General features: G+C 71.0%; 13 protein-coding genes. 5 read left to right on the forward strand and 8 right to left on the reverse strand.

What is annotated here, in order from left to right; translation table 11 throughout:
• Window positions 1–131 precede the first annotated feature (131 nt).
• Window positions 132–632, forward strand: a complete 501-nt coding sequence (locus LADH09A_RS10465) for a DUF4190 domain-containing protein (RefSeq protein ID WP_238644683.1) — start codon at window positions 132–134, stop codon at window positions 630–632.
• A 54-nt stretch (window positions 633–686) separates the two neighbouring features.
• Here LADH09A_RS10465 and LADH09A_RS10470 read toward each other — a convergent pair whose 3' ends face one another.
• Complete coding sequence (locus LADH09A_RS10470; protein ID WP_238644684.1) at window positions 687–1,976, reverse strand: cell division protein PerM; 1,290 nt, start codon at window positions 1,974–1,976, stop codon at window positions 687–689.
• Between the two features lie 198 nt (window positions 1,977–2,174).
• On the opposite strand from LADH09A_RS10470, the gene LADH09A_RS10475 reads away from it, so the two are divergent.
• Window positions 2,175–2,441 (forward strand): DUF4190 domain-containing protein, encoded by a 267-nt coding sequence (locus tag LADH09A_RS10475; RefSeq protein ID WP_179780945.1) that lies wholly within the window; start codon window positions 2,175–2,177, stop codon window positions 2,439–2,441.
• Window positions 2,442–2,537: 96 nt separating this feature from the next.
• Here LADH09A_RS10475 and sucD read toward each other — a convergent pair whose 3' ends face one another.
• From sucD to icmB, 3 genes are all read right to left on the reverse strand, one after another.
• Window positions 2,538–3,425: a succinate--CoA ligase subunit alpha gene (gene sucD, locus LADH09A_RS10480; RefSeq protein ID WP_238644685.1), complete on the reverse strand. Its 888-nt coding sequence runs from the start codon at window positions 3,423–3,425 to the stop codon at window positions 2,538–2,540.
• A gap of 2 nt (window positions 3,426–3,427) precedes the next feature.
• A complete protein-coding gene (sucC, locus tag LADH09A_RS10485; protein WP_204942002.1) occupies window positions 3,428–4,606 on the reverse strand; it encodes an ADP-forming succinate--CoA ligase subunit beta in 1,179 nt (392 codons plus the stop codon).
• Between the two features lie 436 nt (window positions 4,607–5,042).
• Complete coding sequence (gene icmB / locus LADH09A_RS10490) at window positions 5,043–5,447, reverse strand: coenzyme B12-dependent isobutyryl CoA mutase small subunit (RefSeq protein ID WP_088987674.1); 405 nt, start codon at window positions 5,445–5,447, stop codon at window positions 5,043–5,045.
• A gap of 559 nt (window positions 5,448–6,006) precedes the next feature.
• Between icmB and LADH09A_RS10495 the strand changes: the two genes are divergently transcribed.
• Window positions 6,007–6,714, forward strand: coding sequence for a M23 family metallopeptidase (locus LADH09A_RS10495; protein ID WP_238644686.1), 708 nt, complete (start codon window positions 6,007–6,009; stop codon window positions 6,712–6,714).
• Window positions 6,715–6,987: 273 nt separating this feature from the next.
• Entirely contained in the window at window positions 6,988–7,758 is a 771-nt protein-coding gene (locus LADH09A_RS10500) for a M23 family metallopeptidase (protein WP_372492256.1), read from the forward strand.
• A 27-nt stretch (window positions 7,759–7,785) separates the two neighbouring features.
• On the opposite strand, the gene LADH09A_RS31875 is transcribed toward LADH09A_RS10500, so the two are convergent.
• Window positions 7,786–8,991: a DUF418 domain-containing protein gene (locus tag LADH09A_RS31875; protein ID WP_238644687.1), complete on the reverse strand. Its 1,206-nt coding sequence runs from the start codon at window positions 8,989–8,991 to the stop codon at window positions 7,786–7,788.
• Window positions 8,992–9,121: 130 nt separating this feature from the next.
• Window positions 9,122–11,527, reverse strand: coding sequence for a DNA helicase PcrA (pcrA, locus tag LADH09A_RS10510; protein ID WP_238644688.1), 2,406 nt, complete (start codon window positions 11,525–11,527; stop codon window positions 9,122–9,124).
• Between the two features lie 318 nt (window positions 11,528–11,845).
• On the opposite strand from pcrA, the gene LADH09A_RS10515 reads away from it, so the two are divergent.
• The gene (locus tag LADH09A_RS10515; protein ID WP_238644689.1) at window positions 11,846–12,223 is read left to right on the forward strand and encodes a chorismate mutase; all 378 of its coding nucleotides are present in this window, start codon (window positions 11,846–11,848) and stop codon (window positions 12,221–12,223) included.
• Between the two features lie 126 nt (window positions 12,224–12,349).
• On the opposite strand, the gene LADH09A_RS10520 is transcribed toward LADH09A_RS10515, so the two are convergent.
• Both LADH09A_RS10520 and LADH09A_RS10525 read right to left on the reverse strand, forming a co-directional pair.
• Window positions 12,350–13,363: an ABC transporter ATP-binding protein gene (locus tag LADH09A_RS10520; RefSeq protein ID WP_308194524.1), complete on the reverse strand. Its 1,014-nt coding sequence runs from the start codon at window positions 13,361–13,363 to the stop codon at window positions 12,350–12,352.
• On the reverse strand, window positions 13,356–14,384 hold the full coding sequence (locus LADH09A_RS10525) for an ABC transporter ATP-binding protein (protein WP_238644758.1): 1,029 nt from the start codon (window positions 14,382–14,384) through the stop codon (window positions 13,356–13,358). The genes LADH09A_RS10520 and LADH09A_RS10525 overlap by 8 nt, the downstream gene beginning before the upstream one ends.
• Window positions 14,385–14,393 lie beyond the last annotated feature (9 nt).

The following is a 14,393-nucleotide window of genomic DNA, read 5'->3' on the forward strand; positions in this document are numbered from 1 at the left end:
AACGGCAACCGTCGATCGGCAGCACCGTGACGATGTCGTGGTCTTGCCGCGCTGTGCTTTCCGAGGACTGACAGCGATCATGGGTGGAAACAACAGCAGCAACTGACGGAACCAGTTCAAGGAGCTCTCGAATGCAACCCGGTAACCCCGGCCAGGACCCGTACGGCCAGCAGCCCAACCAGGACCCGAACGCACCCCAGCCGCCGCAGAACCCGTACGGCCAGCCGCCGGCCGCCCCGTACGGTCAGCAGCCGACCTCGGGTCAGCCGTACGGGCAGCAGCCGTACCAGGACCCGTACGGCCAGCAGCAGCCCCAGTACGGCGGCCCGACGCCCCCCAACGTCGGCTACCCGCAGGGAGGCCAGGGGCAGAACAACACCCTCGGCCTGGTGTCGATGATCCTCGGTATCGCCTCGATCCCGCTGATCTGCTGCTTCTACCTGGGCATCCCGATCGGCATCGCGGCCGTGGTGACCGGCTACCTCGCCCGCCAGAAGGTCGCCCAGGGCCTGGCCAACAACGCCGGGCAGGCCAAGGCCGGCCTGATCTGCGGCGCCGTCGGTGTCGGTCTGGGCATCATCCTGATCATCCTGAGCATCGTGGCGAACGTGGCCCTGCCCACCCAGCCCTGACAAGCTCGGATTCGACGGGGCGCTCCGGATTCGTCCGGGGCGCCCCGCGCGCGTCTACTGCGCGGGGGTGCGGGTGAGGGCCCGGGTGGCGGCGGCGCCGAGCAGTGCCCCGACCGCGATGACGGCTGTCGCCACCGCACCGACCTGCCAGCCCACCGGCCCGACCTGTGCCAGCCGACCGGCGCCCAGCGGCCCGCCGGAGACCGCGGCGGCCACACCGAGCAGCACGCCGGCCACCGGCCCGGCCAGCGCCGCCGGCCCCAGCACCTCGGCCCACCGCTGTGGGGCCCGCTCCGGCCCGACGAGTCGAGCCACCCGGCGGGCGAGCAGGCAGCCGGCCACCATTCCGGCCAACACCGGCACCGCGAGCAGCAGGGCGCCGATGCCGTCCACCGGGCCCCGCGGCAGGCCGGCGAGCAGCGGCACGGCTGGCAGTGCGCCGACCGACACCTCGCTGGTGCGAACCGCGGTGTCGGTGCCGACCGCGAAGCCCGGCCCGAGCAGATAGCTGGCCGACCAGATCGCCGCGTTCGGCGCGTACGCGACGCTGACCAGGGTGATCCCGGCCTGCCCGGCGACCCCCGTCCGGTACGCCCCGATCATGTCCGCCGCGTCACCGCCGCCGGTGGCCACCGCCAGGCCGGCCGCACCGGCACCGGCCCCGAGCAGCAGCAGCCCGGCCACCAGACCGGTGCGAACGCCGTCCCGTACCGGGTTGGGCAGCCGGGTGACGAGCAGCCGGGTGACGGCGGTGATCCGGACCGCGCCGATCAGCGCGGCGAGTGTGCCGACCACCGCGAACGTGGCGCCCGCCCGGATCAGGGACACCGTCGGCCCACCGGCGCCGACCAGCACCGCCGCGAGTGCGCCCAGCAGCGCGTACGCGATGCCGACCGCGCCCGCGGCGAGCAGCGCGCGGCGCGGTGAGCGGGTGTCCCGGGCGCCGATCGCGCGACTGACGTGCACGCCGGCCCGACTGAGCCGCCAGAGCGCGAGCACCGTCAGCGCCAGCGGGGCGAGCCCGAGCGGGCCGGAGTCGGTGTGCAGCGGCACGCCGTGGCCGAGCAGCCAACCGGCCAGCGCCGTGCGCAGGGTGCTGACCAGGGTCGTCGAATCCGTGCCGAGCTGGACCAGACCGAGCACGACGGCGACCGGCAGGTAGGAGGTGAGGGCGGCCCAGCCGGCCGCCACCCCGGCGGCGACGGGCAACGGCGCGCGCCCACGTGGGGACCCGCCAACGCGGGGCGCGGGCACCCGTCGGGCCCGGGCGGCACGATCGACCGGCCGGTCGTCGGCGCTCACACCGCCGGGACGGCTGGGACGGTCAGGGGTGACGGGGGACATCCGCTCTACTCTGGCACGTCGCGCGGGCGGTGGCAGTCCGTTAACCCGCCCGAAGGGCGGCGAGTTGACCGAACCTGGGCCGCGCCCGGCCGGCCCGGTCTAGCCTCGGCCAGAGGGGGCGCGAGTCGCCGCCACCCGGGTCGGGTCCGCCGGTCGCGGTCCGGCCGGCTCGCCGCCCACGACCGCCCGGAGGACGCTGTGACGACGCCGTACCCGCCGCCCCCGCCCCCACCGGCCCGGGGACGGGACCGGACCACGCTCTGGGGCGTGCTGGGCATCGTGCTCGGGCTGATCTGCTGCGGCATCCTGGGCATCATCTTCGGCTACCTGTCCATCCGCGACGCCCGTCGGTACGGGCAGTCACCGCTACTGGGCTACCTCGCCATCGTGTTCGGCGTGATCAACATCATCGGCGGGGCGATCCTGCGCGCCACCGGCAACTACCCGTTCTGGAACAACGACTGAGCGGGCTGCGCCACCAGCGGGACGCGCCGCCGGCGCAGGTACGCCGAAGGGGGCCGACCGGCTGCGGTCGACCCCCTTCAACGTTGCCTGACCGGCTCAGTTGCCGGACATGATCTCCCGCATCAGCTTCGCGGTCTCGGTCGGCGTCTTGCCGACCTTGACGCCGACAGCCTCCAGCGCCGCCTGCTTCGCCTCGGCGGTGCCGGCCGAGCCGGAGATGATCGCCCCGGCGTGACCCATGGTCTTGCCGGGAGGAGCGGTGAAGCCGGCGATGTAGCCGACCACCGGCTTGGTGACGTTGGCCTTGATGAACTCGGCGGCCCGCTCCTCGGCGTCGCCACCGATCTCACCGATCATGACGATGGCGTCGGTCTCCGGGTCGGCCTCGAACGCCGCCAGGGCGTCGATGTGGGTGGTCCCGATGATCGGGTCACCGCCGATGCCGACGCAGGTGGAGAAGCCGATGTCACGCAGCTCGTACATCATCTGGTAGGTCAGCGTGCCGCTCTTGCTGACCAGACCGATCCGGCCGGAGCCGGTGATGTCGGCCGGGATGATGCCGGCGTTGGACGCGCCGGGCGAGGCGATGCCGGGGCAGTTCGGCCCGACGATCCGGGTCTGCTCGCCCTTGGACACGTTGTACGCCCAGAACGACGCGGTGTCGTGCACCGGCACGCCCTCGGTGATCACCACGGCCAGGCCGATCGCGGCGTCGATCGCCTCGACCACGGCGGCCTTGGTGAACTGCGGCGGCACGAAGATGACCGTGACGTCGGCCCCGGTCTCGGCCATCGCGTCCGCGACGGACGCGAAGACCGGCAGCTCGGTGCCGTCGAAGTCGACCTTCTGGCCCGCCTTGCGCGGGTTGACGCCGCCCACCACGTTGGTGCCGGCGGCGAGCATCCGCCGGGTGTGCTTGGAACCCTCGGAACCGGTCATCCCCTGGACGATGACCTTCGAGTCCTTGGTCAGCCAGATAGCCATGATCAGACCCCCGCAGCTGCCAGCTCGGCGGCCCGCTCGGCCGCACCGTCCATGGTGTCCACCCGCTGCACGAGCGGGTTGTTCGCGCTGTCCAGGATCGCCCGGCCAGCCTCGGCGTTGTTGCCGTCGAGACGGACGACGAGCGGCTTGGTGACCTGCTCGCCACGCTGCTCCAGCAGCGCCAGCGCCTGGATGATGCCGTTCGCGACCTCGTCACAGGCGGTGATGCCGCCGAAGACGTTGACGAAGACGCTCTTCACGGCCGGGTCGGAGAGCACGATCTCCAGCCCGTTCGCCATCACGGCGGCGCTCGCGCCGCCGCCGATGTCGAGGAAGTTGGCCGGCTTGACGTTGCCGTGCCGCTCCCCGGCGTACGCGACCACGTCGAGGGTCGACATGACCAGACCCGCGCCGTTGCCGATGATGCCGACCTCGCCGTCGAGCTTGACGTAGTTGAGGTCCTTGGCCTTGGCGGCCTGCTCCAGCGGGTCCACCGCGGCCTGGTCGACCAGCGCCTCGTGGTCCGGGTGCCGGAACGCCGCGTTCTCGTCCAGGCTGATCTTGGCGTCGAGGAGCAGCATCCGTCCGTCGCCGTTCTTGGCGAGCGGGTTGACCTCGACCAGGGTGGCGTCCTCGGCGACGAACGCCTGCCACAGGCCGACGGCGATCTCGACCACCTGGTCGGCGACCTCGGCCGGGAAGCCGGCGGCGGTCACGATCTCGCGGGCCTTGGCCTCGTCCACGCCCTTCACGGCGTCGATCGGGGCCTTCACGACCTTGTCGGGAGTGTCGGCGGCGACCTGCTCGATGTCCATGCCGCCGGCGACGCTGGCGATGCAGAGGAAGGTGCGGTTCGCTCGGTCGAGCAGGTACGAGAAGTAGTACTCCTCGGCCACGTCCGCGGTCACCGTGATCATGACCTTGTGGACGGTGTGACCCTTGATGTCCATGCCGAGGATGTCGGTGGCGCGGGCCACCGTCTCCTCGGCGCCCTCGGCCAGCTTGACGCCGCCGGCCTTACCTCGGCCGCCGACCTTCACCTGCGCCTTGACGACCACGCGACCGCCGAGGCGTTCGGCGATCGCACGGGCCTCTTCCGGGGTAGTGGCGACGCCGCCGGCCAGCACGGGCAAGCCGTGCCGTTCGAACAGGTCCCGCCCCTGGTACTCGTACAGGTCCACGATTGCGCGTCCCGTCCCGTCTCCGCGGCGCGCCGTCGCGCCGCCACCAGCGTTCAAAAAACAGTTTGACGCCTGTCATCAGTTGAAACAGGCCATTGGCCGCAGCCTAGCGAGGTCGGCACCACCGGCAACCGAGCGGGTGCGCGGTGTGCGGTAATGCACAACCGGACATCGGACGCGGCCGGTTTCCGTCCGGGACCCGGACGGCATCAACCATCTGGGCGATGTTGTCCGGCTTGCGTAACCCGGCCGTGGGGGCGTCGTTGAGTCAGATGTCGGAGCGCTGAGAAGCGTGATGACGGGAGACGGCCGATGCCCTGTCGGTCGAGGGGTGGCGGCGGGGCATCGTGCATAGAGGGGCCGGACGTGTGAGGGGTGCGTCCGGCCCCTCCCCCGTGCCCAAAATCGGATAGGCGAGCGGCTTTCGCACCCAGCCTCAGGAAACCGGCTGCGCGACGTTCTCTCGGACCCACTCGACAATCGCCTGAGTGGTGGCACCCGGCGTGAAGATCTTTGCCACGCCCAGCTTCTCCAACTCGGGAATGTCGCCGTTCGGAATGATGCCGCCGCCGAACACGACGATGTCGCGGGCGTCCCGCTCACCGAGCAGTTCCAGCACCCGCCGGAAGAGCGTCATGTGCGCGCCGGAGAGGACGGACAGGCCGACCGCGTCGGCGTCCTCCTGGATGGCGGTTTCCACGATCTGCTCGGGAGTCTGGTGCAGGCCGGTGTAGACGACCTCCATGCCGGCGTCCCGCAGAGCGCGCGCGACCACCTTCGCGCCCCGGTCGTGGCCGTCCAGGCCGGGCTTGGCGACGACGACCCGAATACGAGAGCTCATCAGCGCACACCTTTCACCGGCATCACGGCCTTCACCTGAACGAACGGTAACCCGGCGAGCCCGGCCCAGGAAATCCGGGCCGGATACCCGGCTCGCCGCCGGTCCCCGCCCGGCATTGTCGTACCGGCTGGCGGGCTGCCCTGCCCGGCCGGACGGCAAGGCCGGCGGGCAGCGGACCCCGACCGCCCGGCAAGGCCGGCGGGCAGCGGACCCCGACCGCCCGGCAAGGCCGGCGGAGCCGATCCGGGCCCGCCGGCGGGGTGGTTCCGGCACCGCCCCGAGTCAAGTCGGACGACTCCGCCGGATCGGTCACGCTCGGCGACGAACGGGCAGCATCGAGGGCACCGTTCGGCGTCGCGATGCATGACAATCGTGGACGCAAACGGACAGATCGACACGCCAGTTTTGCCGTCTAGCTTGTGACTCGCCTGGTGGTTGGCTAACGTGTCCACGGTTGTCATCAGGTCCATGGACGGGTGACGACGCGGTCAGCGGACGTTCACTTGAGCTTCACGAACGCCCACCGGCCGCTTCGGAACCCCGACAACGGAGGGTGTGCGTGCGCCAGCGCCTGTCGTCTGAGCCCGATCGATATCGCGGTCGTCGCCGTGTGCCCACCCCACCGCGCAGCCGTTACGCCGCTGTCGTCACCACGGCGTTCGTCGGGGCCGGCATCGTCGCCCTCGGCGCGAGCGCCCTGCCGGACGCCAAGGACGTCAGCCCGACGGTGCTCGACGAGCTCAAGCAGGCGTCGGTCACCAGTCAGGACGCGGCCGCCCGTGCGGACAACGCCGACCGCGCCTCGCGCGACAGCCGCAGCAAGGACAGCGCCGAGCCCGAGGTCTGGCTGCTGCCGCTGCAGGGCTACGACTTCAACTCGCCCTACGGGATGCGCTGGGGCAAGCTGCACACCGGCGTGGACCTGGTCGCCGGCGAGGGCACTCCCTACGTGGCGATCCACGACGGGCTGGTCACCAAGGCCGGCTGGTTCGGCGGGTACGGCAATGCGGTGATCGTTCAGCACGCCGACGGCAGCGAGGCCATCTATGGCCACTCCTCCGCGGTGAGCGTGAAGGAAGGCCAGCAGATCAAGGCCGGCGACCAGCTTGGGCTGGTGGGCCAGACCGGCCACGCCTACGGCACGCACCTGCACCTGGAGATCCATGTCAAGGGCCAGCCGATCGACCCGGTGCCGTTCCTCCAGGAGCGCGGAGTGGACATCAAGCTGCAAGTCGAGGCAATCTACAGCGAGGTAGCCGCCTCCTGACGGTGCGTAACGACCGTTGACCGCCCGGATCTGTTGATCCGGGCGGTTTTTCGTTGCTCCAGCCGGGTGGATGTATCCCGGGTCACAGTCGCGATTGTGACCGGCGACACCACCAAGCATGATCACTTTTCTGGATAGAGCGCCGCAGAGCGGGTCATATCCGGGCAGCGGCTACGCCGCCCGGCGTGCGGTGCCCTGGTCCCCGCGCCCACCCCGACTCGGTCCGACACCAGTATTTCGAGGTCAAGTGCCCCTCGACTGTGAAGGTCCGCCGTGCAGGAAGACAGCCCCGTCCAGAACGAGAACACCCGCGACGCCGCCCAGACCGTGCAGCCGCAGCGCGCCGGCCGGCGGAACCGACTCATCGTGCTCGGCGCCGCCGCCCTGGTGGCCCTGGGCCTCGGTGGCGTCGCCGTCGCCACCACCGGCCCCGACCACCCGGCGCCCGCCGCCGTCTCCCTGGACGCGCAGAACCGGGCCGAGGCCGCCAGCCGGGCGGACCGCTCCGCCCGCGAGTCGAGCACACCGGTCGCCCCCTCGGCCAGCCCGACAGCGAGCCCGTCCGTGGCCAGCGCCAGCCCGACGCCCGCGAAGACGGCCACCGCGAAGGCCAAGCCGAAGCCGAAGAAGACCACCAAGCCCACGCCCGCCTGGGTCGACCCGATGCCGGGCGCAGCCGTCACCTCCTGCTACGGACAGCGCTGGGGCACCCTGCACGCCGGTATCGACCTGGCGCTGCCCTCCGGCACACCGATCCGCGCCGCGGCCGCAGGCACCGTGACCCAGGCCGGTGACGCCTCCGACGGGTACGGCAACTCCGTCTTCGTCGACCACGGCAACGGATACCTGACCCACTACGCCCACCAGAGCCGCATCGCGGTCACTGTCGGCCAGAAGGTCAAGGCCGGCCAGGTCATCGGGTACGAGGGCGCGACCGGTGACGCCACCGGCCCGCACCTGCACTTCGAGGTGCACCAGGGCATGTGGAACCAGATCGACCCGGCCCCGTTCATGCGGACACGCGGCGTGGACCTCGGCTGCTGAGCCACCGCAGGCCGGTCTCGACGAGAGCTATGCCGGGTCCGTGGCCCGCAGCCGTGGCCACCGCTGCTCGGTCCAGGCCCGCAACAACCACTCCATCGGCCCGTACCGGAACCGGGCCATCCACGCCGCGCTGGCAGCGAGCTGCACACCGTAGATCGCGACCGCGATGAGGACGACGACCAGGGGCGCGACGGCACCGGCGAGGCCCAGCCCGACTCCGGTGAAGACCAGCACGCAGAGCAGCGACTGACCCAGGTAGTTCGACAGGGACATCCGTCCGGCCGGGGCGAGTACGACGACGACCCGCCGCCCCCGGTCGGTCTGGAAGAACTGGAGCAGGGTGGCGGCGTACGCGGCCGCGAGCAGCGGTGCGGTGAGCACGCCCGCCGTCAGCCCGGTCAGGTTGGCGGTGCCGCCGCCCGATGCGAAGATCACCGCACCGGCCAGACCGATCGGGTAGCCCAGCTGCTGCACCCGGCGCAGGAGCTGCCGGTTGCCGACGACGTCGGTGAGCAGGCGCCGCCGCCCGGCCGCGTAACCGAACAGGAAGGCCGAGAGGGCGAGCGGCCCCTGCACGAGGAGCGTGCCGAACATCGCCGGCAGCTGGCGTACGTGCTCGGTGATCACCGAGCCGATCCCGCCCTGTAGTGCCTCGGTGGACCGCTGCCCGGCCGCGAGTGCCGTCGCCGGATCGGTGACCAGCTGGACCCCGCCCGTGGCGGCGAGCGCGAGGACGAAGCCGATAGCGCCGGTCAGGAGTACGGCGACGCGCAGCGCGGTCCCGACGCCGACTCTCCGCATGGCAAGCAGGACCAGGCCGAGCAACGCGTACGTGGCCAGGATGTCGCCCTGGAACAGCAGCACCGCGTGCAGGATGCCGAGCACGAAGAGCCCGGCCAGCCGTCGCCGGAACCGTGGGGCGACGTCGACGCCGCGCCGCGCGGCGGAGTCGAGTTGGAGCGTGAAGCTGTAGCCGAACAGGAAGGAGAAGAGCAGGTACGCCTTCATCGCGAAGAGCAGCTCGACCAGCCACCGGACCGTCTGGTCGCCCCACGAGTCGTGCGCGGGATCCGGAACCAGGTGGAAGGGATAGCCGGAGGCGAAGAAGGCGACGTTGACGACCAGGATGAGGAGCAGCGCCACGGCGCGCAACGCGTCGACGTCGACGATCCGGGGAAGCGTCCCGGACGACGCCCGATTCTCGACGGGCGGACCCTTGATGGAGTGGCTCACGGGACAACCTCCGACCCGGACAGGAGTGACTGTCCTGTGACCCTACGAAGCGGTCCGTCGCGGTGACAGCCGGTGAGCGGGAAGGTCGTCGGTGAGGTAGGCCCTACCCGCTACACAGGTCCCGGTGAGGTCAGAGCTTGTCGACCGGGGCGTGTCGCAGCACCAGCCACATGGTCTGGTCACCGAAGTCGATCTGCGCGCGGGCGCCCGGGCCGTGCCCCTCGACGGCGAGCACCCGCCCCAGCCCGTACCGCTGGTGGTTCACCCGGTCGCCGGCTGCCACCTTCGGCCCCTGCGGCAACTCACTGGCCGTGGTCAGCCGGCTGGCGTCCACGCCGAGCCGCTGCGCCAGCTGGGCCGCCTTCGGCGTACCCCCGGTGAAGTTGCCACGCACGCCGGGCGAGCGGTCCGCGCGGCCACCGACGCCGCCGCCCCCGCCGGCCCACGAGGTGTACGACCCTTCGGTGCGCTCCCAGTGCACCAGCTCGGTCGGCAGCTCCTCCAGGAACCGCGACGGCGGGTTGTAGGACGGCTGCCCCCAGGCCGAGCGTGTCACCGCCCGGGAGAGGTAGAGCCGCTGTCGGGCGCGGGTGATGCCGACGTACGCCAGCCGGCGCTCCTCCTCCAGCTCGCGGGTGTCGCCCAGCGAGCGCAGGTGCGGGAAGACGCCGTCCTCCAGCCCGGTCAGGAAGACCACCGGGAACTCCAGCCCCTTGGCGGTGTGCAACGTCATGAGGGTGACCACCCCCTGGTGGTCGGGGTCGTCGGAGGGGATCTGGTCGGCGTCGGCGACCAGCGCCACCTGCTCCAGGAAACCGGCCAGGGTGGCCCGGTCCCCCTCCTCGCCCAGCGCCTCGATCCGCTCGGTGTACTCGCGGGCGACGCTGACCAGCTCCTGGAGGTTGTCCACCCGACCGGCGTCCTGCGGGTCCAGGCTCTCCTCCAGCTCGGTGAGGTAGCCCGAGCGGGTCAGCAGCGCCTCCAGCACCTCCTCCGGAGTGCCGGTCTCGGACAGCTCCCGGGCCCCGTCGAGCAGCGCCACGAAGTCGGCGATGCCATTGGCCGCCCGGCTGGAGATGCCCGGCGCCTCCCGGGCCCGCCGCAGCGCCGCCCCGAACGAGATCCGGTCCCGGCTGGAGAGCGCCTCGACGCACGCCTCGGCGCGGTCGCCGATCCCCCGGCGCGGGGTGTTGAGCACCCGCCGCAGGCTCACCGTGTCGTCGTCGTTGACCACCGAACGCAGGTACGCCAGCGCGTCGCGGACCTCCTTGCGCTCGTAGAAGCGCACCCCGCCGACCACCTTGTAGGGCAGGCCGACGCGGATGAACACCTCTTCGAACACGCGGGACTGGGCGTTGGTGCGGTAGAAGACCGCGACGTCGCCGGGGCGGGTCTCGTCGGCGTCGACCAGCCGGTCGATCTCCCGGGCCACCCAGTCCGCCTCGGCGTGCTCGGTGTCGGCCACGTAACCGACGATCCGCTCGCCCGCGCCGGCCTCGCTCCACAGCCGCTTGGGCTTGCGGGAGGTGTTCCGGTCGATCACCGCGTTGGCGGCGTTGAGGATGGTCTGGGTGGAGCGGTAGTTCTGCTCCAGCAGGATCGTCCGCGCGTCGGTGAAGTCCCGTTCGAACTCCAGGATGTTGCGGATCGTCGCACCCCGGAACGCGTAGATCGACTGGTCCGCGTCGCCGACCACACACAGCTCGGCGGGCTCCAGCCCGTCGGTGCCGGACACCAGCTCCTTGATCAGGACGTACTGGGCGTGGTTGGTGTCCTGGTACTCGTCCACCAGCACGTGCCGGAACCGCCGACGGTAGCTCTCCGCGACGTGCGGATGGGACTGGAGCAGGTGCACCGTCGTCATGATCAGGTCGTCGAAGTCCAGTGCGTGCGCCTCACGCAGCCGGCGCTGGTAGAGCGTGTACGCCTCGGCCAGCGCCCGCTCGTTGGGCCCGGTGGCCCGTGCGGCGAACTGCTCCGGGTCGACCAGCTCGTTCTTGAGATTGCTGACCTGGGCGGCCAACCCCCGCGCCGGGTAGCGCTTCGGGTCGAGATCCAGCTCCCGGGTGACCAACTGCATCAGCCGGCGGGAGTCGTCCGCGTCGTAGATGGAGAAGGTCGACTTGAGGCCGGCGTGCTCGTGCTCGGCGCGCAGGATGCGGACACACGCGGAGTGGAACGTCGACACCCACATCAGGCGCGCCCGCGGACCGACGAGCGCGGCGACGCGCTCCTTCATCTCGCCGGCCGCCTTGTTGGTGAAGGTGATCGCGATGATCTCGCCGGGGTGGACGTCCCGTGCGGCCAGCAGGTAGGCGATCCGGTGCGTGAGCACCCTGGTCTTGCCGGACCCGGCGCCGGCAACGATCAGCAGCGGCGAGCCGGCGTGGCTGACCGCGTCGCCCTGCGGCCCGTTGAGCCCGGCGAGCAACTGCTGCGGATCGAGGCGTACGGCGGCGGGCCGGGGCCGGTCCGGGCGGGCCGGCGCGGACTCCGGCGCAGGCGGGGACGCGGGAATGTCGAAGAGAGGATGCATCGCCTGACAAGTCTATGCCGCCACCCGGACACTGTGCCTTCGGCGCTCAGCAGCTCGTGCCCGACCGCGTGCCGCCACCGCGCCGCGCGCCGAGGTCTGGGAATCTCAAACCGGAATGCTTGCGCACCCGGCATCGACGTGGGCATACTCGACGGCGTGATCGCTGCGCGCTACTACTTTTACTACGGCACCGGGAGTCCGGCTGCCGTGGGTCGCGCCTGATCGATTCAGACCTACGAAAGCCCCGGGCTCCTGGAGTCCGGGGCTTTTTCCGTCCCGGGTTCCGGGCACGGGGCACCACCGTGCGAGAGGTACCCGATGATGACAGACGTGATGGAGCAGAGCGGCGGCCCGATCCGACCGAAGGCTGAGCAGCCAGCGGTCAACGGGAGCGAGCCGGCGGGCGAGAACACCGGGCCGGCCGAGGCACGGACCGGCACCGAGGAGCCGTCCGCCTCCGCGCGGATCGTGCAGATCAGAGAACGGATCGACGAGATCGACCACGCCCTGATCACCCTCTGGCAGGAGCGGGCCGCGTTGTCCCAGGAGGTCGGGGTGACCCGCATGGCGTCCGGCGGCACACGCCTGGTGCTCTCCCGTGAGCGCGAGATCCTGGAGCGCTTCCGCGTCGCGCTCGGCGCCGACGGCACCCAGTTGGCCCTGCTGCTGCTCCGTGCGGGCCGCGGCCCGCTGTGAGCCGCACCCACCCACGCTGACTCGTGCGGCCCGCCGGCCCCTCGTGGGCTCCGGCCGGTCCCGGGCCACGGACAGACGAAACCGCCTGCCGTCGTCGTGGTGACGTCGGCAGGCGGTTCCGGTGACTCACGCCTCGTGGGTGGCGACGATCTGACGCCGCTCCGCGAAGTGGCAGGCGCTCGGGTGGTCCGAGTCCCGTCGGATCTCCAGCAGCGGGACCTGCTCGGCACAGACGTCCTGCGCCTTCCAGCAGCGGGTCCGGAACCGGCAGCCCGAGGGCGGGCTGATCGGCGAGGGCACGTCACCCGTGAGCCGGATGATCGTCTTGTTGTTCCGCTGCGTCGGGTCCGGCACCGGCACCGCGGAGAGCAGCGCCTGGGTGTACGGGTGGGTCGGCCGCTCGTAGATCTCGTCCTCGGTGCCGATCTCGACGATCTTGCCGAGGTACATCACCGCGACCCGGTCCGAGAGGTGGCGGACCACCGACAGGTCGTGCGCGATGAAGACGTACGACAGCCCGAACTCGCCCTGGAGCTGCTCCAGCAGGTTCATCACCTGAGCCTGGATGGAGACGTCCAGCGCCGACACCGGCTCGTCGCAGACGATGATCTCGGGCCGCAACGCGAGCGCGCGGGCGATGCCGATGCGCTGACGCTGACCGCCGGAGAACTGGTGCGGGTACCGGTTGATGTGCTCCGGGTTGAGCCCGACCACGTCCAGCAAGTCGCGGACCTTGGCCCGGCGGCTGCCCTTCGGCGCCACCTCCGGGTGGATCTCGAACGGCTCACCGAGCAGGTCACCGACGGTCATCCGCGGGTTCAGCGAGGTGTACGGGTCCTGCATGACCAGCTGGATCTGCCGGCGGAGGCGTCGCAGCGCCCCACCGGACAGCTTGGAGATGTCCTGGCCCTTGTAGACCACGTTGCCGGCGGTCGGCTTCTCCAGGTTCATCAGCACCCGGGCGAGGGTCGACTTGCCGCAGCCGGACTCGCCGACCACACCGAGCGTCTCGCCGGCGCGCAGACCGAACGAGACCCCGTCGACCGCCTTGACCTGACCGACGGTCTTCTTGAACACCACACCCTGCGTGACGGGGTAGTGCTTAACCAGGTCGTTGACCTCGAGGATGTTCTCAGACACGGTTCACCAGCTCCTCGGCGAAGTGGCAGGCGCTGGCCCGGGCGGCGCCGACCTGCAGCAGCGGCGGGACCTTCTCCCGGCACACCGGCTGGACCATCGGGCAGCGCGGGTTGAACGGGCAGCCCGGCGGAATGTTCATCAGGTTCGGCGGGAGGCCCTTGATCGTCCGGAGCTGCTGCCCCTTCTCGTCCAGGCGCGGGATCGAGTCGATCAGGCCGATCGTGTACGGGTGCGCCGGCTTGGCGTACAGCTCGTACACGTCGGCTTCCTCGACGATCCGGCCCGCGTACATGACCGCGATCCGGTCCGCGACGTCGGCGACCACGCCGAGGTCGTGGGTGATCAGGATCATGCCCATCTGCCGCTCACGCTGAAGCTCGGCGAGCAGGTCCATGATCTGGGCCTGCACGGTCACGTCGAGGGCGGTGGTCGGCTCGTCCGCGATCAGCACCTCCGGGTCGAGCGCCAACGACATCGCGATCATCGCGCGCTGCCGCATACCGCCGGAGAACTGGTGCGGGTAGTTGTTGAACCGGCTCTTGGCGTTCGGGATCTTGACCTGGTCGAGCATGTCGATCGCGCGCTTCTTGGCCTCCGCGCGACCCATGCCCCGCCGGACTCGGAACTGCTCGGCGATCTGGAACCCGACGGTGAAGACGGGGTTCAGTGCGGAGAGCGCGTCCTGGAAGATCATGGCGATGCCCTCGCCGCGGATGCGGCGGCGCTCCTCGTCGGACATGCGGAGCATGTCCTTGCCGTGGAAGCGGACCTGCCCACCGGTGACGAAGCCGGGCGGCGTGTCGAGGATGCCCATGATGGTCTGCGCGGTGACGCTCTTACCGGAGCCGGACTCGCCGAGCACGGCGAGGGTCTCTCCCGCGTCGACGTGGTAGGTGACCCCGTTGATGACCTTTGCGACGCCGTCCCGGGTACGGAACTCCACCCGCAGGTCTTCGACCTCGAGCAGCCGGCCGGAGGGACGTCCGGACCCGCCGGGTCCCGGCGCGGACTGCTCGGACACGAGAATGTC

It is taken from the genome of Micromonospora cabrerizensis, assembly GCF_022230955.1.
GTDB lineage: Bacteria > Actinomycetota > Actinomycetes > Mycobacteriales > Micromonosporaceae > Micromonospora > Micromonospora cabrerizensis.

Excerpts from the sequence above, each read along its gene's own strand:
- LADH09A_RS10465 (WP_238644683.1), top strand. The coding sequence starts at position 132 with ATGCAACCCGGTAACCCCGGCCAGGACCCGTACGGCCAGCAGCCCAAC.
- LADH09A_RS10470 (WP_238644684.1), bottom strand. The coding sequence starts at position 1,976 with ATGTCCCCCGTCACCCCTGACCGTCCCAGCCGTCCCGGCGGTGTGAGC.
- sucD (WP_238644685.1), bottom strand. The coding sequence starts at position 3,425 with ATGGCTATCTGGCTGACCAAGGACTCGAAGGTCATCGTCCAGGGGATG.
- icmB (WP_088987674.1), bottom strand. The coding sequence starts at position 5,447 with ATGAGCTCTCGTATTCGGGTCGTCGTCGCCAAGCCCGGCCTGGACGGC.
- pcrA (WP_238644688.1), bottom strand. The coding sequence starts at position 11,527 with ATGCATCCTCTCTTCGACATTCCCGCGTCCCCGCCTGCGCCGGAGTCC.
- LADH09A_RS10515 (WP_238644689.1), top strand. The coding sequence starts at position 11,846 with ATGATGACAGACGTGATGGAGCAGAGCGGCGGCCCGATCCGACCGAAG.